Annotated in this window: 15 protein-coding genes; 11 read left to right on the top strand and 4 right to left on the bottom strand. The window is 65.4% G+C overall.

Annotated features, from left to right (window positions below; translation table 11 throughout):
* Nucleotides 1–302: 302 nt before the first annotated feature.
* The 4 genes from cobG to cobJ are packed head-to-tail and all read left to right on the top strand — an operon-like array spanning nucleotide 303 to nucleotide 4,856.
* Nucleotides 303–1,742: a precorrin-3B synthase gene (gene cobG / locus OKW26_RS11660; RefSeq protein ID WP_429353693.1), complete on the top strand. Its 1,440-nt coding sequence runs from the start codon at nucleotides 303–305 to the stop codon at nucleotides 1,740–1,742.
* Complete coding sequence (locus OKW26_RS11655) at nucleotides 1,735–2,361, top strand: precorrin-8X methylmutase (protein ID WP_429353692.1); 627 nt, start codon at nucleotides 1,735–1,737, stop codon at nucleotides 2,359–2,361. The genes cobG and OKW26_RS11655 overlap by 8 nt, the downstream gene beginning before the upstream one ends.
* Nucleotides 2,362–3,105 (top strand): precorrin-2 C(20)-methyltransferase, encoded by a 744-nt coding sequence (locus OKW26_RS11650; RefSeq protein ID WP_429353691.1) that lies wholly within the window; start codon nucleotides 2,362–2,364, stop codon nucleotides 3,103–3,105. It abuts the gene before it with no gap.
* Nucleotides 3,102–4,856 carry a precorrin-3B C(17)-methyltransferase gene (gene cobJ / locus OKW26_RS11645; RefSeq protein ID WP_429354223.1) on the top strand — a complete coding sequence of 585 codons (1,755 nt, stop codon included), beginning with the start codon at nucleotides 3,102–3,104 and terminating at the stop codon, nucleotides 4,854–4,856. The genes OKW26_RS11650 and cobJ overlap by 4 nt, the downstream gene beginning before the upstream one ends.
* Nucleotides 4,857–4,890: 34 nt before the next feature.
* Here the strand turns inward: cobJ and OKW26_RS11640 are convergent, their stop codons facing one another.
* On the bottom strand, nucleotides 4,891–7,512 hold the full coding sequence (locus tag OKW26_RS11640) for an AAA family ATPase (protein ID WP_429353690.1): 2,622 nt from the start codon (nucleotides 7,510–7,512) through the stop codon (nucleotides 4,891–4,893).
* On the bottom strand, nucleotides 7,509–8,714 hold the full coding sequence (locus OKW26_RS11635; protein WP_429353689.1) for a metallophosphoesterase family protein: 1,206 nt from the start codon (nucleotides 8,712–8,714) through the stop codon (nucleotides 7,509–7,511). Before OKW26_RS11635 ends, OKW26_RS11640 begins: the two co-directional genes overlap by 4 nt.
* Before the next feature lie 207 nt (nucleotides 8,715–8,921).
* Between OKW26_RS11635 and OKW26_RS11630 the strand changes: the two genes are divergently transcribed.
* The 4 genes from OKW26_RS11630 (at nucleotide 8,922) to OKW26_RS11615 (ending at nucleotide 16,024) form a co-directional block, all read left to right on the top strand.
* The gene (locus OKW26_RS11630) at nucleotides 8,922–10,202 is read left to right on the top strand and encodes a DUF445 domain-containing protein (protein WP_184062366.1); all 1,281 of its coding nucleotides are present in this window, start codon (nucleotides 8,922–8,924) and stop codon (nucleotides 10,200–10,202) included.
* Between the two features lie 296 nt (nucleotides 10,203–10,498).
* Nucleotides 10,499–12,172 carry a hypothetical protein gene (locus tag OKW26_RS11625; RefSeq protein WP_429353688.1) on the top strand — a complete coding sequence of 558 codons (1,674 nt, stop codon included), beginning with the start codon at nucleotides 10,499–10,501 and terminating at the stop codon, nucleotides 12,170–12,172.
* 275 nt (nucleotides 12,173–12,447) lie between these two features.
* Nucleotides 12,448–13,743: a UbiA family prenyltransferase gene (locus OKW26_RS11620; protein ID WP_429354222.1), complete on the top strand. Its 1,296-nt coding sequence runs from the start codon at nucleotides 12,448–12,450 to the stop codon at nucleotides 13,741–13,743.
* Nucleotides 13,744–14,050: 307 nt separating this feature from the next.
* Complete coding sequence (locus OKW26_RS11615) at nucleotides 14,051–16,024, top strand: AI-2E family transporter (RefSeq protein ID WP_429353687.1); 1,974 nt, start codon at nucleotides 14,051–14,053, stop codon at nucleotides 16,022–16,024.
* Between the two features lie 64 nt (nucleotides 16,025–16,088).
* Here the strand turns inward: OKW26_RS11615 and OKW26_RS11610 are convergent, their stop codons facing one another.
* Nucleotides 16,089–16,994 (bottom strand): LysR family transcriptional regulator, encoded by a 906-nt coding sequence (locus OKW26_RS11610; RefSeq protein WP_429353686.1) that lies wholly within the window; start codon nucleotides 16,992–16,994, stop codon nucleotides 16,089–16,091.
* Between the two features lie 114 nt (nucleotides 16,995–17,108).
* Between OKW26_RS11610 and OKW26_RS11605 the strand changes: the two genes are divergently transcribed.
* Both OKW26_RS11605 and OKW26_RS11600 read left to right on the top strand, forming a co-directional pair.
* The gene (locus OKW26_RS11605) at nucleotides 17,109–17,519 is read left to right on the top strand and encodes a (R)-mandelonitrile lyase (RefSeq protein WP_184060038.1); all 411 of its coding nucleotides are present in this window, start codon (nucleotides 17,109–17,111) and stop codon (nucleotides 17,517–17,519) included.
* A gap of 44 nt (nucleotides 17,520–17,563) precedes the next feature.
* Nucleotides 17,564–18,265 carry a carboxymuconolactone decarboxylase family protein gene (locus OKW26_RS11600; protein WP_429353685.1) on the top strand — a complete coding sequence of 234 codons (702 nt, stop codon included), beginning with the start codon at nucleotides 17,564–17,566 and terminating at the stop codon, nucleotides 18,263–18,265.
* Nucleotides 18,266–18,467: 202 nt separating this feature from the next.
* On the opposite strand, the gene OKW26_RS11595 is transcribed toward OKW26_RS11600, so the two are convergent.
* On the bottom strand, nucleotides 18,468–19,217 hold the full coding sequence (locus OKW26_RS11595; RefSeq protein WP_429353684.1) for an SDR family oxidoreductase: 750 nt from the start codon (nucleotides 19,215–19,217) through the stop codon (nucleotides 18,468–18,470).
* 190 nt (nucleotides 19,218–19,407) lie between these two features.
* Between OKW26_RS11595 and OKW26_RS11590 the strand changes: the two genes are divergently transcribed.
* Nucleotides 19,408–20,934 carry a PLP-dependent aminotransferase family protein gene (locus OKW26_RS11590; RefSeq protein ID WP_429353683.1) on the top strand — a complete coding sequence of 509 codons (1,527 nt, stop codon included), beginning with the start codon at nucleotides 19,408–19,410 and terminating at the stop codon, nucleotides 20,932–20,934.
* The last annotated feature ends 2 nt before the right edge of the window (nucleotides 20,935–20,936 follow it).

Raw genomic sequence — 20,936 nt, 5'->3', positions numbered from 1 at the left:
CATCCTCATCGGTTGCGTCGATTCTTTAGCGATTGCACCGGCTCACGCATGCGGCTTTGCACAGGCTCGGAGCGCGGGTTGCGAAAGTCCGCATGATACCGCCGCCATGCGGCCCGCGGCTTCGCGGCGGAGCGCCATGCTGCCGGGATCACCGGCATCGCGCGATGGCCGGCAAACAGGCGCTGCGGCCACAGCGTAAAGATATAATGGCCGCTTTCATCGCCCACGGTCGGCCCGAAGCGCCTTTCGGCCGCACAGTTCACGCCGGCCCTCGTCGGGCAGCATGCAGCGAGGCCGCAGCCATGCCGTCGCGCGACGCTAAACCCGGTGCCCCTTTGAATCGAGCTTCGCCTCCCACCGTTTCGTCCCACGCGGTCACGACACCGCGGTCCTCGGCATGTCCGGGGTTGCTGCGCATCGTCCCCGCGCGCGACGGCGGCATCTGCCGCATCAAACTGCCCGGCGGCGTGCTGAGCGCGGCGCAGGCACGCGCGATCGCCGATGCCAGCACGCGGCACGCGAACGGCGTCGCCGAGCTGACCAATCGCGCGAATCTGCAACTGCGCGGCGTGCGTAACGGACACGAAGCGGCGTTGAGCGCGGCGCTGATCGGCGCGGGGCTTGGACCGGCCGGCGCGCTCAGTTCCGCCGACGACGTCCGCAACGTGATGATCAGCCCCGCCGCCGGCCGCGATCCGCACGCGCTGATCGACACGACGCCGCTGTGCGGAGAACTGCTGACGCTGCTGCAAGGCGATGCGCGCTTGGTAGCGTTGTCGCCGAAATTCGCGCTGCTGCTCGACGGCGGCGAACAGCTTGCGCGGGTCGATCATCCGCATGACGTGTGGCTCGCGGCGTCGGCTGACAAAGAAGGCGTGCGCTTCGTGTTCGGCCTCGCGGGGTGCCCGGCTCCGGCAGGCGAGAACTCGAACCCGCGCGACCATCACGATTCCAACGGCACGGGCGGGCTCGCGGCGGTGCCGCCGTCGCGCGTGCCCGCGCTCCTGCGCGCCTTGCTGCACACGTTCCTCGACCTCGCCGCAGCCGACGCGACCCGCATGCGCGACCTGCTCGCTACGCATTGCGCCGAAGCGCTGCTGCGGCACGCGCAGCGCTACGTCGATTTCCCGCTCGCGCGCGACGCATCGCTGAGCCACTGGCAACGGCACATCGCCGCCGACCCATCGCTGCGGCTCGGCGCGCACGCGCAGCACGGCGACGGCACGTCGCATGTCGGCGGCCATCCACCGCTCGGCCGGATCGATGCGGCCACGCTGCGCGCCCTGGCTGCGCTCGCGCAAAAACACGGCAACGGCAGGTTGCACGCGACGCCATGGCAAAGCGTGCTGCTGCCCGACATCGCGACGACGGCGGTGCCCGCCGTGCTCGCGAAGCTGATCGCACTCGGTCTCGCGTGCGATCCCGCGCAGGCCATCACGCACGTGATCGCCTGCACCGGTTCGGCCGGCTGCGCGAAGGGCCTCGCCGACACCAAGACCGACGCGCTGCAACTCGCCGAGCGCTTACCCGCCGGCGTCGACGTGCATCTGACCGGCTGTCCGCGCTCCTGCGCGGCCGCCCATCGCGCGCCCTACACGCTGCTCGCCGCCGCGCCCGGCCTCTACGACCTTTATCGACGCGACGGCCGCCCCGGCTTCGGCCAATGCGTCGCGCCCCAACTGACGATCGACGAGGCCGCCGCGCTGCTCGCGCGCCTCGCCCGGAGTACTCCACATGCTTGATTACATTCGCGACGGTCAGGAGATCTATCGCCAATCGTTCGCGACGATCCGCGCGGAGGCCGACCTCGCGCGCATCCCCGCCGACCTCGAAAAGCTCGCGGTGCGCGTGATCCACGCGTGCGGCATGGTCGACGTGATCGACGACCTCGCGTTCTCCGACGGCGCCGGCAGCGCGGGCCGCCGCGCGCTCGCGCAAGGCGCGCCGATCCTGTGCGATGCGGGCATGGTCGCGCAAGGCATCACGCGCGCGCGGCTGGCCGCGAACAACGAAGTGATCTGCACGCTCACGCACCCGGACGTGCCCGCGCTCGCGCGCGAAATCGGCAACACGCGCTCGGCCGCCGCGCTCGAATTGTGGCGCCCGCATCTGGGGGGCAGCGTCGTCGTGATCGGCAATGCGCCGACCGCGCTGTTTCATCTGCTCGACATGCTCGATGCCGGCGCGCAGAAGCCGGCGCTGATTCTCGGCTTTCCGGTCGGCTTCGTCGGCGCGGCGGAATCGAAAGCGGCACTCGCGCAAAACAGCCGCGGCGTCCCCTATGTGGTCGTGCACGGACGGCGCGGCGGCAGCGCGATGGCCGCTGCCGCGGTCAACGCGCTTGCGACGGAGGTCGAATAAATGGCGAGCCAGCTAACGAGTCGCGGACGGCTGTACGGCATCGGCGTCGGTCCCGGTGACCCGGAATTGCTGACGTTGAAGGCGCTGCGGCTCCTCAAAGCGGCGCCGGTGGTCGCGTATTTCGTCGCGAAGGGCAAGAAGGGCAACGCGTTCGGCATCATCGAGGCGCATCTGCACGACGCGCAGCAGCATCTGCCGCTCGTCTATCCGGTCACCACCGAAGCACTCGAAGCGCCGCTGTCGTACGAAGCGATCATCGCGGACTTCTATGACACCGCCGCCGAAATCGTCGCGGGCCATCTCGACGCGGGCCGCGACGTCGCGGTGATCTGCGAAGGCGATCCGTTCTTCTATGGCTCGTACATGTATCTGCACGACCGGCTCGCGGCGCGCTACGACAGTGAGGTGGTGCCCGGCGTGTGCTCGATGCTCGGCGGCGCGGCGGTGCTCGGCGCGCCGCTCGTCTATCGCAACCAGAGCTTGTCGGTGCTGTCGGGCGTGCTGCCCGAAGATGAATTGCGTCGCCGTCTGGCCGACGCCGACGCGGCGGTCATCATGAAACTCGGCCGCAATTTCGACAAGGTACGGCGCGTGCTCGACGAACTCGGACTCGCGCCGCGCGCGCTGTACGTCGAACGCGCGACGATGCGAAATCAGCGCATCGTGCCGCTCGCGGAAGTCGATCCGATGGCGTCGCCGTATTTCTCACTGCTGGTCGTGCCGGGGCAAAAATGGCAAGGATGAACGCGCCCGCCATCGTGATTCTCGGCACGGGCGCGCTTGCGACCGCGCGGCGGATTCAGGCGTCGTATGTCGAGCGTGGCCCGCATGCCGCGGCCGGCGTTGCCACGGACTGCCAGGTCCATGCGCTGCAGGGGCGCGTCGACGCTGACGTCTCGTACAGCGAACTCGGCGCGCATCTGCGCGAGCTGTATGCGCGCGGCACGCCGATCGTCGCGCTGTGCGCGGCCGGCATCGTGATTCGCTGCCTCGCGCCGCTGCTGTCGAACAAAGGCGCCGAGCCGCCGGTGCTTGCGGTCGCCGAGGACGGCAGCGCGGTCGTGCCGCTGCTCGGCGGCCTCGCGGGCGTCAACGTGATGGCGCGCGACATCGCCGCGGCGTTGGCCGTGCAGCCCGCGATCACGACGAGCGGCGAGCTGCGCTTCGGCACCTGCGTGCTCAATCCGCCCGATGGCTATGCGCTCGCCGACCTGGGCCTCGGCAAGCGCTTCGTGTCGGATCTGCTCGCGGGCGAAAGCACGCGCATCGAAGGCGACGCGCCGTGGCTCGCCGACGCGCAACTGCCGCGCTCGGCGTCGGCGCGTCTCGCGATTCGCGTGACGCCGCGCGCGTGGGATGGGCGTGAAGACGAGCTCGTGATTCATCCGCGCAGTGTGGTGGCGGCTGTCGCCCGCGACGATGCCGATGCCGCCGACGCGATCGTCGCACGCGTGCGCGCGGCACTGAACGCGCAGGGTCTCGCGATGCTTTCGCTTGCGGCCTTGCTCGCGCCATCGACAAGCATGGCCGACCCGGCGCTTGCGCAAGCGGCAAGGCTTCTCGAGGTGCCGCTGCGCTTCGCCGATGCCGGCGCCGAACCGGGCGAATCGAGTGCCGCAAGGTTGCTGCATACCGCGCTACGCGTCCCCCACGAAACGCTGCACGACGACGCACACCCCGACGTCGCGCTCGCCCTCTCCCCGCTCGCCATCGACCCCGCGACGCTCGGCCGTGCCCGCGGCCGTCTGACCGTGATCGGCCTCGGCCCCGGCCGGGCCGAGCTGATGGTCCCGGCCGCGCGCACCGCATTGAACGAAGCGACCGACATCCTCGGCTACGACACCTACGTGAAAATGGCCGGCCCGCTGCGCGCCGGTCAGCGCGTGCACGGCTCCGACAATCGCGAGGAAATGCAGCGCGCGCGGCACGCGTTCGAGCTCGCGAGCGAAGGCCGCTCGGTCGTGATGGTGTCCTCGGGCGACCCCGGCGTGTTCGCGATGGCGGCCGCCGTGCTCGAAGCGCTCGAAGCTTCCCGGAACGACGCATGGGCGGCCGTCGAACTATCGATCGTGCCGGGCGTGTCGGCCGCGCTCGCGACCGCCGCGCAGGCCGGCGCGCCGCTCGGCCACGACTTCTGCATGCTGTCGCTGTCGGACAACCTGAAGCCGTGGACGATCATCGAAACCCGCCTGCGCCATGCGGCGCAAGCCGATCTCGTGATGGCGTTCTACAACCCGATTTCGCGCGCGCGTCCGTGGCAACTCGACAAGGCACTCGACATCGTGCGGGAGTATCGCGTGCCATCGACTCAGGTGGTGCTGGGTCGCGATATCGGCCGGCCCGGCGGCACGCTGCGCACGCTGACGCTCGGCGAGCTTCGCTCGGCCGATGTGGATATGCGCACGATGGTGATCGTCGGGTCGTCGCTGACGAGAAGATTCGCTTGCGGTCATCACGGCGCGCAGTGGGTGTACACGCCGCGGTGGTACGAGTAAGCGGACCGTACCGGGTGGTACCGGCCCGCCCCGCTCACGCCACCTTCAGATCCTGCACCGCCCGCTGCCTGACGCCCAGGTCGTCCCACAACTCCGGATGGCACGTGAACACCAGAATCTGATGCCGCGTCGCCGCGTCGATCAACGCGCGTTTGAGCGCGTCGCGGCGCGCGGCATCGGTGTGTACCGCGGCGTCGTCGAGCATCAGCAGAGTCGGCCGGCCTGAGGCCTGCAAGAGATCCGCATACGCGAGCCGCGTCAGGATGCCGAGTTGTTCGCGCGTGCCGAAGCTGAGCGCATCGAGCAGTTCCGCGCGGCCGTCGCGATCGAGCATCGCCGGAATCAGATCGTCGCCGAGCGCGAGGCTCGACTGCGGAAAAAGCCGCTTCAGGTAGTGACCGACCCGCTCGGTCAACGGCGCACGCAGTTGGGCGAGCGCGGCGTCGCGTTCGTCGACCAGCACTTCGTCGAGCAGACTCAGCGCGCTCGCGCGCAGGCGCAGTTCGTCGTTGCGACGCGTGGCCTGCTCGACCTGGGCTTCGAGCGCGGCAAGCCGTTCGCCGAGGCCCGATGCGCCCATCGTTTCGAGCTGGCTACGCAGCTCCGCGATCCGCAGTTGACGCTCGTGCTGCTCGTTGCGCGCGAGGTCCGCCGATGCGCGATAGCGCTTCGCCTCCGCCACGGGGTCGTCCAGACGCGCCGCATCGAGTTCGCGCTCGCGCTCGCCGCGCTGGTTCTTCAGCGCATCGACCTTGACGCGTTGCTCGACGATATGCGCCTGCCACTGCGCACGGTTGCGCCGAAACGCTTCGTCGTTCAGCTGCGCTTCTTTACGCTGCAGCTGCGCCGTGAGCGAATCGGCCTTCGCAACGCCGCTGGATTGCGCGCCCGCCGCCTGCTCGAGCACCTTGCGCGCGGTCTCCAACGCGTCGCGCGCGATGTCGGCGTTGCGGCGCGCGTCGTCGAGCGGTGGCGCCGCGGACACGTCGGGCAGACTGGCAAGGCGCTCGCTCGACGCCTGCAAGCGCGCCGCCGTCGATGCCAGCGCCGCGCGCAACGCATCGATGCCTTGCGGCGCGTGCACCTCGAGTATCCTCGCCTGGCTCTTCTGTTGCGCGACCAGCGTTTTCCATTGCTCGCGACGCGCCTGCGCATCGCCCACCGACGCGACGCCGAGCGAGCGCAGCAACTGCGCGTGCTTCGCCTCGAGCGACGCCAGCTCCGACAACCGCGCGGACAGATCGGACACGCCCGGAATCACGCGCAATTCGCCGAGCTTGCCGAGACCGATGCGTTTTTCATCGTCGACATGCAGCACGCCCGTGCCGCTGATCGTCTGATCGCCGACGCTCAACTCGCCATTCAAGCTGTACTCGATGCGCGTCATCGCCGCTTCGGTCCGCGCGCGCAACACAGTCAATTCGCCGTCGAGCGCGACGAGGCGCTTGAACTGCGCTTCGTCGAGTTCGAGCGTCGCCGCGTCGCGCGCGGCCTGCAACACCGCCGCGTTCGCCTTGTCCGCCTCGCCGATCGACGCTTCGAGCCGCTGGCCCTCCGCCCGATAGAAATCGACCTGGCTGCGCAGATCGGCGGCGGTCACGGCCGCGTTCGCGAGTTCGAGCGCGCGGTTCGCCTCGGCCGATGCCTGCTCGAATTGCGCCACACGGCTTTGCGCCTGCGCAGCCGCGGTTTGCGCGGCCGCGACCTCGACGCGCGCCGCGTCGAGCTGCTCGCGTTCGCGCGCGATGGCCGCCTCCAGTTCGAGCGCGCCCTGCTCCTGCTGCACCGACAACGCGAGTTCGGCCTCGCCGATCTTCAGCGACTGCGCGAGCCCTTCGAGACCGCGTTCGAGTTGTTCGACCGCCGCGGCACGTTGCTGCGCGAGCGCGGCCTTCTGTTCGTGAAGCTCCCACGGACGCCTGCGCTCGGCGTCGTCGAATGCCTGCTGTTGGGCGGCGAGGCGCGCGATGTTGTCGTCGAACTGCTGGCGCTGCTGTTGCAGCTCGTCGCGGCTCTCGATCAGCGAGGCGAGCTTCTGCTCCGCCTCGGCGAGCGGCCCGGTCGACTTCTGCGTGCGCGCGGTCAGCAGTTGCCGCAGTTCGCGCTGCACGGCCGCGATCAGCGCGTCCTCGCCGCCCGCTTCGCGGCCGCCCGACAGTTGCGTGAGCGCGTCGCGCAGATACTGCGCCGCGTGCCCGGTCGAATCGCGCATCTCCTGCGTGCCGCCTTGCTGCACCCACAACAGACCCGGCACGCCGGCGTTCTCGGCTTTCATCGGACCGCGCGCCGCGCGCGAGAAGCCGAGCAGCGCGGCGAGCTTGTCTTCGGCTTCGTCCTCGCTATACACGGTCTGGCCGATCCTCAGCTCGCAACGCTGACGCGACACGAACTGCTTCGACAGACGGCACGCCACACCATCGAGCTCGAAGCTGACCTCGACCGACGGCTGCCCGCTCGCGAGCCCCCACGGCAACAGGTCTTTCAGATGCGACGCCTTGTAGCGTTCGAGGAACACCGTGCGCACCGCCTCGGCAATCGTGCTTTTGCCGGCCTCGTTCGGGCCGATGAACAGATTGAGACCGGGCTGCAGATCGTCGATCACGATCTGCCCGGCGAACTGCCTGAATTCCTGAATCGCGATACGTTGCAGCTTCATGCGGGGGCTCCTTCACGCGGCGCTTCAGGTTGCTGCCGCTCGCGCGTCTGCGCGGGTGGTGCGGCCTGCGAATCGCGTTGCCGCTGGTCGCGCTGAAAACGCGCCAGCAGCAGCAACGCCTCGGCCGCGCGCCGCGCCTCTTGCGGATCGGCTTGCGCGTCTTCCTGCAGGCCGCGCAGCCGCGCCACCACCTTCGCGAGATAGCCGCTTTGCGCGCCGAGTTCGGCGAGATCGTCGGCGGTCGGCAGCACGTGCAGGCTGCCCAGATCGGCACGCAACGCGCGCACGCGCGCGCGCGCCTGTTCGACCGCGACATGCAGCGCCTCGGCATCGGCGAGCGCCGCGGTGCCGCCGACCTCGATGCGCAGCACGTCATTCGCGCCGAGTTCGGCGAGGCGGGTTTTCAATGCATCGACATCGGTCGGCACCGAAATCGTCTCGTCCCAGCGATGCCACCGGTATTGCCCGACCCGCACCGCGTCGACCTGCGGCACCGCGCCGGGATCGCTGACGGTAACGTCGAGCACGAAGCCCGGCTCGTTCGCGCGGAAACGGTCCTGCTCGTGCGTGCCCGCGTACCACGTGCGTTCGTCGACGCGCAGATGGCCGTGCCAGTCGCCGAGCGCCAGATAGTCGAGCCGCGCACTGGCGGCGCGCGTCGGCGCGATCGGATTCGACGAATCGATGCCGTCTTGCAGAATGCCGCCGACGCTGCCATGCGCGAGCCCCACACGGTGATAGCCGGGCGGAGTAGCGGTGGAATCGAACAACGCGGTGGTGTCGTCGTAGGTGATGCGCTGCGTGAGCGGCGCGCACAGCAGCGCGCAACGGCATGCGTCGAGCAGCACGACGCCGGCTTCGAGCACGAGGCGCACGTTCGGCGGCACGCAATCGAGCCGCTGCGCGCGGGTCCACACGCTTTCGACGAGCGCCGCGTCGTGATTGCCCGGCAGCATGATCCACGCTCCGGAAAACGCTTGCAGCGCGGCGAACAAACGTCGGATCACGGTGTCCGACACCGTCTGCAGATCGAACACGTCGCCCGCGACGAGCACCGCGTCGACGTTGCGCGCGGCCGCTTCTTCGGCGATGCGGCGCACCGTGTCGAAGCGCGCCTGGGCGAGATGCGCGGCCTCGTCCGGTTCGAACTGACCGAATTGCGTGCCGATCTGCCAGTCCGCGGTGTGCAGAAACCTGATCACTGTGCCTCCATTGCGATTGCGTTGCGTCCTCTTGCGTTGATTTCGCCGAGGAGCCCGATCGCGAATGTTACCTTGCCGAAGCGCCGGCGCGTATTGCGCGCGCGTATCCAGGCTGGACGCGCGCGCGGGCCGTACCGCATCATTGCAACCGAACCGGCCGAGCCCGCCGACTTTCCAGCCCCCGCCCGACACGATCAACCGCGCCCGATGGACAAGACCACCGAACTGAAGAAGGCCAAGCGCACGCCTTTACTGCTGCTGCTCGCGGCCGCCTGCGTTTTCGTCGTCGCCGCATTCCTGCCGCGCGGCCTGTGGGTCGACGGCATCAAGGCCGTCGCCGAGGCCGCGATGGTCGGCGCGCTCGCCGACTGGTTCGCGGTCGCGGCGCTGTTTCGCCGTGTGCCGATTCCGCTCGTGTCCGCGCACACCGCGATCATCCCGCGCAACAAGCACAAGATCGCCGACAACCTCGCGCACTTCGTGCAGGACAAGTTTCTCGACGTGCCGTCGCTGGTCGGTCTGATCCGCCGGCATGATCCGGCGCAGACCATCACCGCGTGGCTCAGCGAATCGGCCAACTCCGCGCGCCTCGGCGACTACGTGGTGCGGCTCACCGGCGGCATCCTCGACGTGGCCGACGACGCGCGCATTCAGAACTTCATCAGGGACGGGTTGCGCGACGTGCTCGCGAAGGTCGATCTGTCGCAATCGCTCGGCGCGATTCTCGACACGCTGACGCGCGACGGCCGCCATCAGGAACTGCTCGACACCGCGATCGATCAGGTGATCGCGGTGCTGCGCGAGGCGCCGGCGCGCGAATTCATTGCCGCGCGCATCGTCGATTGGGTGAAAAGCGAGTATCCGACGATGGAGAAGTTTCTGCCGTCGGTGTGGCTCGGCGACAAGGGCGCCGAAGCGATCGCGAGCGCCGCGAACCGTATGCTCGAACAGATCGCGCAGAACCCCACGCACGAGCTGCGCGACAAGTTCGACCACGCGGTGCAGAAGCTGATCGTGCGGCTGAAGACCGATCCCGTGTTCCTGCAGCAAGGCGAAGCACTGAAGCGCTATCTGGTCGAAGGCGAGGCTTTCGGCAGCTACGTGAAGGACATGTGGGGCGAGCTGCGTGCGTGGCTCAAGCGCGATCTGCAAAGCGCCGATTCGGCACTGCATGCGCGTGTCGCCGCGATGGGCGCGTGGGTCGGCCGCGAACTCGCGCGCGATCCAGCGCTGCGGCAATCGCTGAACGATCACCTCGAGGAAGCGGCGCGCGCGATGGCGCCGGACTTCGCGCGGTTCCTCACGCGCCATATCAGCGATACGGTGAAGAACTGGCCCGCGCACGAGATGTCGCACCAGGTCGAGATGAATATCGGCAAGGATCTGCAGTACATCCGCATCAATGGGACGATCGTCGGCGGATTTATCGGCTTGTTGCTGTATGTGAGTTCGCTATTGCTGGAGATGCTGCGGGTGCATGTCGGCTAGCATGCGGATTGGCGGCCCCTACCGGTAGTCTTCCATGCCGTCGATCGGCCGAAGGACGTCGCACTTTTTGACTGATGCGGTTTCGATCGCAGTTTTGATCAAGGAGTGCGCGTCGAGCAATTCTCTGACTCGTGCATGCCGCGTTCGCCAATCACTTCGCATTTCGTCACGCGCAAATCGGACAATGGTCTGTACAAAACGGAAAGTCGAACCAACCTGCGTCCATGTATTCGGGGCCACGTTCCCTCGCCGCTTGCCCGATGTATTATCAGCCATCCTACTTACGTCGACTGGCTATGTCCGAGAACCTGACACGCAGTGTCGAGGGGAGAGTTGGAGCCACCGGATTCCTCTTCGTCGTCGCGTATGCGGCACTTTCGTTGACAGCGATAGCGCTGGTCGGCCCGTATGGCTGGGACGACGGCGCCATCACTATTGCCTATGCGCATACACTCGGGCGACACGGGGTATTCGCGTTGACATCAGCTTCGGCGCCGGCCGAAGGTACGTCAACTTTGCTCATGACGGCAATGTTGGCGATAGGGCAGTGGATGATGCATCCAGGCTTTCTGGATGCGATCATGACGGCGCAGTTGCTCTCCTTCATCGCACTGAGCGCTACTCTGGTGCTCGTGTGGCGCGCACTTGAACCGTGCCTGCCGAGCCCAACGCATCGCCTCATTGTGGTGTGCTTGCTGGGGCTGCTGCCAGCCTGCCAGGCCGAGATCATCAATGGCATGGAAATGCCGGTCTTTGCGTTGCTGCTGTTTGCGTTCGTGCTCTCCTGGCGCGCGCGATCGACACTCGCCTATGCACTGTTGCCGCTTCTGATGCTGACTCGCTTCGAGGCGGTGTTCTATCTGGGATTCGCGCTTGGCTGGATGGTCGTGTTTTGCCCGCAGGATAGGCCGCATGCCATTCGAATGTGCGTCTGGCTCATGCTTTGCTTTCTGCTGATGACAATCTGGAGGTATCGTGTCTTCGGCACGCTATTGCCGAATACCATCCTGGCCAAGCTGCAAATGCCCTACAGTAAAAAAGGCTGGGACGGCGTATTGGTAAAGCTGCGCGGTCTCAAGGATTTCCTTTTCGTGAATGCCGCGTTTCTGGCTGGCATGTACCTGAGCCGGAAGGGAGAGAAAAAGCGGCGTCTGGATCCGATGCCTGTACTTCTAATATGTTCTTTTGCCGTATTCGCGCTCGTATCGGGAAAAAATTGGGGGTATACCGGGCGGATGTTCATGGCCGTGGTTCCCCTTTTCGTCCTTTCTCTCGCAGAACGCTTTGCGAATATGCGTCAACCATATGTATTTCGTGGGCTCTTGCTGTGCCTTTCTGGAACTTTCCTGTTCAACATTGCGTTGCTGCGCGACAACGTCGACACGGTAATCCTTGGTGCGGCGATGCGTGGCGTGCTGCCCGCTGCGCTGAATGCGGCGGGAGACGCGGCCCGAAAAAGAGCGTGGCACGATTTCCCCGGTGACTGGCGCGGAATTACGCCAGCGAACTACGCGATGACGGGTGCTTCGGTTGATCATCTGCGCGAGTATCTGGGGCAACCGACGCTCAAGTTCATGACGCCAGACGTTGGTGGCGCCGCACTGTGCTGCGAACATCTGGACATTCTGGATTCGGCGCTGTTGACCAACCCATCGCTGGCGCGTCGCGGGTATGCAGGGTTTGCGGACTATCTGAGCAAGGAACGTCCGGAAGTCATCGAAACACATGGCCTTTGGAGCAGCAACAGCGGGATATACTCCGTCGCCGAATTCCAGACGGACTATCTGCCCGCGATTTACAATGGGACGCTTTTCTGGCTGCGTCATGACGTCCTGGAGCGTCTGGTTGCTCGCGGCGTGGCGGCCGATCCTGTTCGCCCGGGGAGGTTGCTTGATATTCGCTATGTGGGAGACAGTCGAGACGCCTGGTATCTGATGCGGTTTCCCGCTGTGACGGTACTCAGTCGGTGAACTTCTGTCGGCTTGGAAGCTGTTGCGAGCGCCCCCACGGGTAGCAACGGTTCGACGAGGGACCACCGTTCGTCGGGTATGCATTCTCTGAGCTTCGCCTCATATCGCAACAAACCGAGACAGAATAGTACGGAAGGTCTGCTGAACCCGTTTCCTGACCGCTCGGATGCTGTTCAGCAGCTTCCCGCCAATGCGCGCTCTACACAACTAGAGGCTCGGTTATCAATAAAGTGAGCGCACCGGACCTATCTGTCTCTTGATAGCGATCTCATGCGATTCGCCTGATTGATTTCCTGAAGCGTGAGCGATCGAGCGGTCGCGACCTTTACCTGTGCACGGCAGGCGATCAACGCTTTGCAGAGCAGATCGCTTCGCATTTCGGCTTCTTCAAAGGCGTGATGGCGAGCAACGAGCTGCGAAATCTATCAGGCGCTAGCAAAGCCGGCGCCTTGACGGCCGAGTTCGGCGTACAGGGTTTCGACTATTGCGGCGATTCCCGCGCTGACGTGCCCGTGTGGAAGCAGGCCCGCAAGGCAATCGTCGTTGGAGGAAAAATCATCCAGGCTGCGGCCTCCAAAGTCAATCACGCAACGGTCGTGTTTGATAGCAAAAGACCGCTCCTTTGGCTCGTCATCAAAGAGATGCGCGTCTATCAATGGGTGAAGAATCTCCTTATCTTCGTGCCGCTTCTCGCCTCGCACCGGTTTGCCAATGTCGAGGCACTGAGCGCTGACGCAATAGCCTTTGTTTCTTTCTCTTTCTGTGCGTCGTCCGTGTACCTGCTAAATGACATGCTCGACCTCGACGCAGACCGGCGTCATAGCCGAAAGCGCGAGCGCCCCTTCGCATCCGGTGAACTGCCGCTTGCCGCGGGCATCTTTCTGATGTTCGTTCTGATGCTGGCATCGGCAGCCCTTGCCGTCCTGTTGCCGGTAGCGTTTCAACTCGTGCTGGTCGGCTATGTGGCGATGACGCTCGCGTATTCATTCCGCCTCAAGCGGGTCATGCTGGTAGACGTGTTCGTGCTGGCTGCACTGTACACCACCCGTATCGTGGCTGGAGGAGCTGCCGTTGATGTCGTACTCTCCGACTGGTTGATCATGTTTTCGGTCATGATTTTCCTCAGTCTCGCCCTGGTGAAGCGTTATACAGAGCTCGACAAGATGCAGCGAGAGGGCAAGGGCTCCGCAGCGGGCCGGGGCTATCTGACTGCTGACATGAACATTCTTCGCTCATTCGGATCGGCCTCGGGCTATGTTGCAGTGCTAGTCCTTGCGCTTTACATGAAATCCACCGACGTGACGGTGCTGTACAGCCATCCCCATCGGCTGTGGATACTGTTTTGCCTGCTCCTGTACTGGATCAGCCGCGTCTGGATGGTTGCATTTCGCGGTGAGATGCACGACGACCCGATCGCCTACGCAATAAAAAACCGCTCCAGCCTTCTGACCATTGTGCTGTGCGTAGTTGCAGTGCTCATTCAATCTAGCCCGCGACGCATGATGCGTGACCGGCGCACGCGTTCATCGTGTCGCATGTCGGAATGTGTCGATGAGTTCGACAGCCGCTGACGCCATGTTGCCTTTGGTGACCCTGGCATGCGTCGCCCTTCGCTCACGGTCTCGCCGTTGGGTGTCGGCGTTCTCGAGTTCGAGCGGCAAACGGTAGCCAATCCGACTGTGCAGGCGGCGTACGTCGTACCAGCCCTCCTGGAACCAGACGATGCGCGGCCGCCGATCTGAATCGGCCTCTTACCGGTCGCCGCGACGTGGCAAAGCACCCCCACCCCACCAAACCACCTACAATTCGGGCATCTGTCTTGCTGAGGACCAGTGCTCCGCTCGGTCGTCAACGCGTCCCAACCGGAATTCTGCTTACATGAAAATATCGCTACCGCCACCGCAGGGGCGGCCCAACCGCGTTTACCCGCCGGGCACGCCGGGCCTGCATGGCCTCGTGTCGCTGATCACCGGCGTGGTGGTCGTGTGCGGGCTGTACTTCGGGCGGGAGGTACTGATTCCGATCACGTTATCGGTGCTGCTGAGCTTCCTGCTCGCGCCGCTCGTGCAGATGCTGCGGCGTCTGCACATGGGCCAGTTGCCGTCGATCTTCATCGCGGTGCTGTTCGCTCTCGCCTCGCTGCTCGCGATCGGCGCGCTGATCGGCGCGCAGCTCGTGCAGCTCGCGGACGCGCTGCCGCAGTACCAGGAAGCGATCGAGCAGAAGATCGAAACCGTGCAGGAAAAGACCGTGGGCCGCGCCGACGCCCTGATGAGCAGCGCTGCCAGCGCGCTGCAGCGCGTGGCGCCATCGCGCCCCGCGCCGCCGCGCCCGACCGGCCGGGCCGCGCGCAACGCGCCGCAGGTGCCGCAACAGGTCGAGGTGCACGAGCCCGCGCCGACGCCGGTGCAACTCGCGCAGCGCGCGCTGACGCCGGCCATCGCGCCGATCGAGACGACCTTCATCGTCCTCGTCGTGACCATCTTCATCCTGTTGCAGCGCGAGGATTTGCGCGACCGTCTGATCAGCCTGTTCGGTTCGCGCGACCTGCACCGCACGACTACCGCGATCAACGACGCCGCCGGGCGCCTGTCACGCTATTTCGTCGCGCAGCTCGGCGTGAATCTGAGCGCGGGCGGCATCATCGCGATCGGGCTCGCGATCATCGGCGTACCGGGGGCGCTGCTGTTCGGCGTGATCGCCGCGCTGCTGCGCTTTGTGCCGTACATCGGCATCTGGATCGCGGCGATCCTCGCATTCTTTCTCGCGGCCGCGATCCAGCCGCAATGGACGATGGCGGTCCTCACGCTGATCCTGTTCATCGTCGTCGACGTGGTCGCCGGGCAGATCGCCGAGCCGCTGCTGTACGGTCATCGCTCGGGCCTGTCGCCCCTCGCGGTGGTGGTCGCGGCGATTTTCTGGAGCTGGCTGTGGGGGCCGATCGGCCTCGTGCTGTCGACGCCGCTCACGCTGTGCGTCGTCACGCTCGGGCGCTACGCGGACCGGCTGAATTTCCTGACCGTGCTGCTCGGCGATCAGCCCGCGCTGACGCCCGCGCAGAACTTCTATCAGCGCCTGCTCGCCGACGATCCGCACGAGGCGATCGTGCAGGCCGAACGGCTGCTGCGCGAGATGTCGCTGATCGACTACTACGACAAGGTCGCGCTCGAAGGCCTGCGGCTCGCGCGCAACGACGCGCAGCGCGGCGTGCTGATGCCCGACCAGTTGCAGCGGATCAACGACGCGCTCGTCGATATCGTCGAGAACCTCGATATCGCCGAAGGGCTGCGCGATTCGCTGTCGCCCGCCGAACCGGCGGACGCCGGTAACGCGCTGCTTGCCGGGACGCCGGATCTGGCGTCGCCCGGCGCGGGTGCCACGCAGCGATACCGCAGCGATCTGCTCACGCGCTCGCAACCGCCGGACGGAGCGGGCAAGGCCGCGGTGTTGTGCGTGCCCGGCCGCGGCGCGTTCGACGAAGTGACGACCGCGATCGCCGTGCAACTGCTGAACCGCCAGGGCTTCGCGCCGCTGATGGCGACGCACTCGGGCTATCGCAGCGCACGCGCCGACGAGCCGAGCTTCAAGGACACGTCGATCATCTGCATCGTGTCGCTCGACGCGCCCGAGTCGCCGCTGTACCTGCGCAACATGCTGCGGCGCACGCGCGAATGGCGGCCACGCGCGACGCTGGTGGTCGGCGTCGGCGACGCGCCGGACGGCAGCGTCGAACTCGATGCGGGCGGGGAACTGCATGCGTCGCCGACGTTCCGCGCGATGATCGAGGCATGTCACGCGGCGACGGCTGGGCAGCCCACGCGGCAGCCGTCGCAGACGGCCAGCGCCGGCTGAGGCTGGGTGGGCTGACGCCGTGACCGCAGTGGTGAAAATCTGCGTCGTGATCGCCATTTGCCGGTCACTGCCCTCGACGCTGATAACCGCTCTTCAATGCGTCCACCACAAGCTCGACTGCCCGGGATGATTTGCGGCGACTTGGATAATAGACGTGATGTCCGACGAACGTGGGAAACCAGTCTTCCAGCACCCAATTCAAGCGCCCGGCCCGGACATGCGCCTCAGCCAGGTCTTTTGGCACGTACGCGAGCCCAAACCCGCCAAGCGCTGCGTCCATCATCTGGTAGACACTATTGAAGGTGAGCTGCCCTTCGACCCGCACCTGCAGTTCTCGCCGCCCCTTCCGTAGCTCCCACGGCAGCAGTGAATCTCGCGTTGGCAATCGGAGATTGATGCAGTTGTGCAGCGTTAGATCCTGCGGCGTCTTCGCCGGTGCGGTCGATTGCAGGTAGCCTGGAGAGCCCGCGATTGCCATCGTCATGTCAGGCGCGATTCGCACCGCGATCATGTCTTTGGCCACCTGGTCGCCTAGCCGCACGCCGATGTCGTACCGATCCGCGACGATGTCGGCTAACCCGTAGTCATTGAGCAATTCAATCTTCAGGTCCGGATACTGGCGCAGCAACGGTTGCAGACGCGGCCAAACGTACGAGTTTGCCGCGTAGTCGGTGGTCGTGATCCGGACAGTTCCGCCTGGGCGGCTCGTCATCGCGCGCAAAGAATCGACCTCCGCTTCGATTTCCTGAAAACGCGGTGCAATCGCCGCCAGTAGCCGTTCGCCTGCCTCCGTCAACGAGACACTCCGGGTAGTGCGCATCAGTAACTGAAGGCCCATCCGCTTTTCAAGGCCGGCAACCGTCCGGCTCAAGGCCGACTGCGAGACTCCCAGTTGCGCGGCCGCCCGTGTGAAGTTGCGCTCACGCGCGACGTTCATGAAGCCGACCAGATCGTTGAAATCCTCTTTCAATTAATGCTCCACAGCATAAGGGCATCCCGATATTGCGATCTAGTCGCATCAATTGCCAGGAGTTAGATTAACAGCAGTGGCATATCGCCCCGACGATACCGACGAGGAACAGTCATGGAATTGAAACGCGCGGGCTCCCAGCCCTCGAAGAAAGGCCCTGAAGAATGGTTGACGGGCACGGTGCGGCTCGACCCGCTGAACGCTCCGCCTCCGCCGGCACGCGTTTCGTGCGCGAGCGTCACTTTTGAGCCGGGAGCGCGGACTAACTGGCATACCCACCCGCTCGGCCAGACTTTGATCGTTACGGCCGGCTGTGGCTGGACCCAGTGCGAAGGCGAGCCGCGCGTCGAAATCCGGGCTGGTGACGTGATCTGGTGCCCGCCTGGCCACACGCATTGGCATGGCGCAACTTCGACGACCGCGATGACACATATCGCCATTCAGGAAGCGCTCGACGGCAAGAACGTCGAATGGCTGGAGAAGGTCACGGATGAGCAGTACCTCGGCAGCGGCGAGCAGGTGTAATGCGGTTCTTCGCTGCCTGTACCTCAATGGAAAGGACTGGAAACATGCAAGATCCATTGTCACAAGTTGATCTCACTCCCGTTTCTCCGGCATTCGCGCGTTATACGAGCCAGACCGTGCTCGGCGGCCTCTGGAAGAGGCCGCGACTGTCACCGCGAGACCGGAGCATCGTGACGCTGTCGGTGCTCATCGCCCGCAACCAGACCATCGAGATGCCTTTCTATCTCCGGTTAGCGCTGGATAGCGGTGTGAAGCCTGCCGAGATTTCGGAAATGATCACGCACCTCGCCTTCTATTCCGGCTGGGGAAATGCGACCGCGGCGGCTGTCGTCACGAAGCGTATCTTCGATGAACGTGGCATCGGTATCGATCAGGTCCCTCGGACCGATGTCGAGCCGCTACCACTGAACGAAGTCGCAGAGCAACAGCGTGCGCAGGCGGTCGAGCAAAGCTTCGGGTCGGTCGCTCCCGGCGTTGTTCAGTACACGACCGATGTGCTTTTCCGCGACCTTTGGCTGCGTCCAGGACTCGCTCCACGCGACCGGAGCCTGGTCACGGTGAGCGCCCTGGTTGCCAGCGGTCAGGTCGCGCAGATTCCGTATCACCTCGGCCGTGCCATGGACAACGGTCTGACGAAGGACGAGGCGTCCGAAATGCTGACGCAGCTCGCCTTTTACGCAGGCTGGCCGAACGTCTTTTCGGCAATGCCCGTGTTCAAGGATGTATTCGCGAAGCGAGCGGCATAAACGTCGATGCCGGATCGTCCACCGGTTGGGAAGCCGCGTTTTTCCAACCGAGGTGGAAGCTCGTCGGCCCGGATGCTGCACTGGCACCGCGGAAGCTCGAACAAACATCAGTTAGGGACCGCGTCTTCACTTCATACCGGTTCTCGAACATATTCGCAGACATGCTGATTCTGCTTTCGCATCGACCTGAAATCACCCCTTTTCAGTTTGCAGTTTGCGCCAGCCACTGGTCCAGGCTCACGCGGCCGATTCGCGCCTCGCCGAGCGGTACGAGTGACTGTTCCTCGACGCGGCCGCCGTAATAGCGCGCACCCTGATCCGTCACAACAGGGCGCGGGTCGCTGACGGACTTCAGATAACGTCTGATGATGGCGGCAAACGGTTCACGGTCCGGGCCCGCGATATCGACTGTGCCGTTCAGTGGCGTGGCGAGAGCGACCTGCGCGAGGATCGCTGCGACGTCGTCCGCGGCTATCGGCTGGAACAGTCCGTCCCCAACGCGCACCGTCCCGCCTTCTGCGCCGGAATCAGCAATCGCGCCGATGAATTCCATGAACTGGGTCGCGCGCACGATCGTATAGGGCACGCCCGCCGCTTCAATCGCCTCTTCCTGCGCGACCTTGGCAACGAAATACGCATTTTCCGGCGTGCGGTCGCAGCCGACGATGGAAAGCGCGACGTGATGGCGTACCCCTGCAGCCACTTCGGCTTTGCCGAGGTTGCGCGTCGAGGTGCGGAAAAAGTCGAGCACCGCCTGAGGCTCCCAGGAAGGGGCGTTCGCCACATCCACTACGACGTCCGCGCCCGCTAGCGCGTTGCTCAGACCATCCCCCGTCACGGCGTTCACACCGGTACGCGGCGACGCAGCAAGGGCCTCATGACCCGCCTCGCCGAGCAGCGTGACGAGGCGCGAGCCGATCAGGCCGGAACCACCGATTACGACGATCTTCATGGCACATTCTCCAGATGAGAGTCAGTTGACACGGGCAGGCGGCTGGCAGCCGTTGCATCGCGGGAAAGAACTCGCCGCCGTCGCATCGTGTGAGGCTATTGTGAGAAGATCATGAACTATCGAAAAGTGCCAAGAATTGTCGATCGGACCAGGACATCCTGATTCCGGTCTGCTTGCCGGCAAGACCGTGATGACCGTATCGCCTACCGCATTCACCGTCGATATCGATCGGCAGCTCCAGTTGCCGATCTACCTGCAGATCTGCGCGCGCTTCAGAACCGCGATCGCCGCAGGGCATCTGCGTCCAGGCGATCGCGTGCCCGCGCTGCGCAGCCTCGCTACGCAACTGAACACGGCGCGCGGCACGGTTGAACTGGCATATACGGTCCTCGTCGACGAAGGCTACCTCCAGATGCGCGGTGCGGCTGGCACGTTCGTGTCGCCCTCGCTGCCCGCTTCAGTGACGCGCTCGCGTACGCAAAGCACAAAGAGTTCGAACGGCACGCAGAGCGTTAAAGCGGCTGCCGCAGCTCAGACGCCAGGCGAATCGCACGGCGCTCGACCGGCGCCGCGCCAGCTTGCCATTGCCGCCGCCATGAGCGGCGAGCCCCGGCCGTTGCAACCCGGGCTGCCCGCGCTTGACGCATTTCCGCTCAAGGTTTGGAATCGTCTCGTTTCGCATCGCGCGCGCAGCGGCGAGCGCGCGATGCTCGCGTACCCGGATCCTGCCGGCTACCGGCCGCTTCGCGAACACATCGCCACGTATCTTGGGCTGTCGCGCGGGGTGACCTGCCTGCCGGACCAGGTGTTCGTGACGGGCGGCTACCGTGCGACGCTCGAGCTCGTGTTGCGCAGTCTCGCCCGCCCGAACGACAGCGTGTGGTACGAAGATCCGGGCTATCTGCTCGCGCGCGGTTTTCTCGCCGAAACCGGCGTGCAGCTCGTCGCAGTGCCGGTGGACGAAGAAGGGATCGACGTCGAACACGGCATACGGCTGGACGCGCAGGCGCGCTTCGCGCTGGTCACGCCGTCGCACCAGAGCCCGCTCGGGCACACGTTATCGCTCCCCCGACGCATGGCGTTGCTGGGCTGGGCAGAGCAAGCGTCCAGCTGGATCGTCGAAGACGATTACGACAGCGAGTTCCGCTATCTGGGCCGGCCATTGCCGGCATTGAAGAGCCTCGATCGTCGCGATCACGTGATCTACTGCGGCACATTCAGCAAGGTGATGTTTCCCGGCTTGCGGCTCGCGTATGCGGTGGTGCCGGAGCGGGCCGTCGAGCGCGTCGGGCGGGTGGCGCGCAGCATGAACGCCGGATCGCCAACCGTGTTGCAGGCCGCTTTGGCCGACTTCATCGAGCGGGGGCATTTTGCGCGACATCTGAAGCGCATGCGTGCGTTATACGCCGAGCGGCGCGTGCTGATCGTGCGCGCGTTGGAGCAGGCGTTCGGCGAACGGCTGATCGTCGAACTGCCGCCAGGGGGAATCCAGTTCGCGGCACAGTTCGTCGAGGGCCCTGATGGCCCTGTCGACGACGTCGCGGTTGCGGCGCGCGCCCGCGAAGCGGGGCTCGCCGTTCTGCCGCTCTCGGTCTGGTACGCGAATCGTCGCACGCGTAGCACGCCGCGTGGCGTTGTGATGGGCTTCGCAAACATCGCCAATGCAGGTGAAGCGGGCCACCTCGCGCGGAGCTTGCGCGCCTGTCTGGACGGCTAACG

The sequence above is a fragment of the Paraburkholderia sp. 32 genome (genome assembly GCF_050435345.1).
Classification (GTDB): domain Bacteria; phylum Pseudomonadota; class Gammaproteobacteria; order Burkholderiales; family Burkholderiaceae; genus Paraburkholderia; species Paraburkholderia tuberum.
This window is presented reverse-complemented; position numbering and strand designations above follow the sequence as displayed.

What these genes read in the sequence shown, in the direction of transcription:
- OKW26_RS11640 (WP_429353690.1), bottom strand. Translation starts at nt 7,512, where the DNA reads ATGAAGCTGCAACGTATCGCGATTCAGGAATTCAGGCAGTTCGCCGGG.
- OKW26_RS11615 (WP_429353687.1), top strand. Translation starts at nt 14,051, where the DNA reads ATGAAAATATCGCTACCGCCACCGCAGGGGCGGCCCAACCGCGTTTAC.
- OKW26_RS11595 (WP_429353684.1), bottom strand. Translation starts at nt 19,217, where the DNA reads ATGAAGATCGTCGTAATCGGTGGTTCCGGCCTGATCGGCTCGCGCCTC.
- OKW26_RS11650 (WP_429353691.1), top strand. Translation starts at nt 2,362, where the DNA reads ATGGCGAGCCAGCTAACGAGTCGCGGACGGCTGTACGGCATCGGCGTC.
- cobJ (WP_429354223.1), top strand. Translation starts at nt 3,102, where the DNA reads ATGAACGCGCCCGCCATCGTGATTCTCGGCACGGGCGCGCTTGCGACC.
- OKW26_RS11605 (WP_184060038.1), top strand. Translation starts at nt 17,109, where the DNA reads ATGGAATTGAAACGCGCGGGCTCCCAGCCCTCGAAGAAAGGCCCTGAA.
- OKW26_RS11630 (WP_184062366.1), top strand. Translation starts at nt 8,922, where the DNA reads ATGGACAAGACCACCGAACTGAAGAAGGCCAAGCGCACGCCTTTACTG.
- OKW26_RS11600 (WP_429353685.1), top strand. Translation starts at nt 17,564, where the DNA reads ATGCAAGATCCATTGTCACAAGTTGATCTCACTCCCGTTTCTCCGGCA.
- OKW26_RS11590 (WP_429353683.1), top strand. Translation starts at nt 19,408, where the DNA reads ATGACCGTATCGCCTACCGCATTCACCGTCGATATCGATCGGCAGCTC.
- OKW26_RS11625 (WP_429353688.1), top strand. Translation starts at nt 10,499, where the DNA reads ATGTCCGAGAACCTGACACGCAGTGTCGAGGGGAGAGTTGGAGCCACC.
- cobG (WP_429353693.1), top strand. Translation starts at nt 303, where the DNA reads ATGCCGTCGCGCGACGCTAAACCCGGTGCCCCTTTGAATCGAGCTTCG.
- OKW26_RS11655 (WP_429353692.1), top strand. Translation starts at nt 1,735, where the DNA reads ATGCTTGATTACATTCGCGACGGTCAGGAGATCTATCGCCAATCGTTC.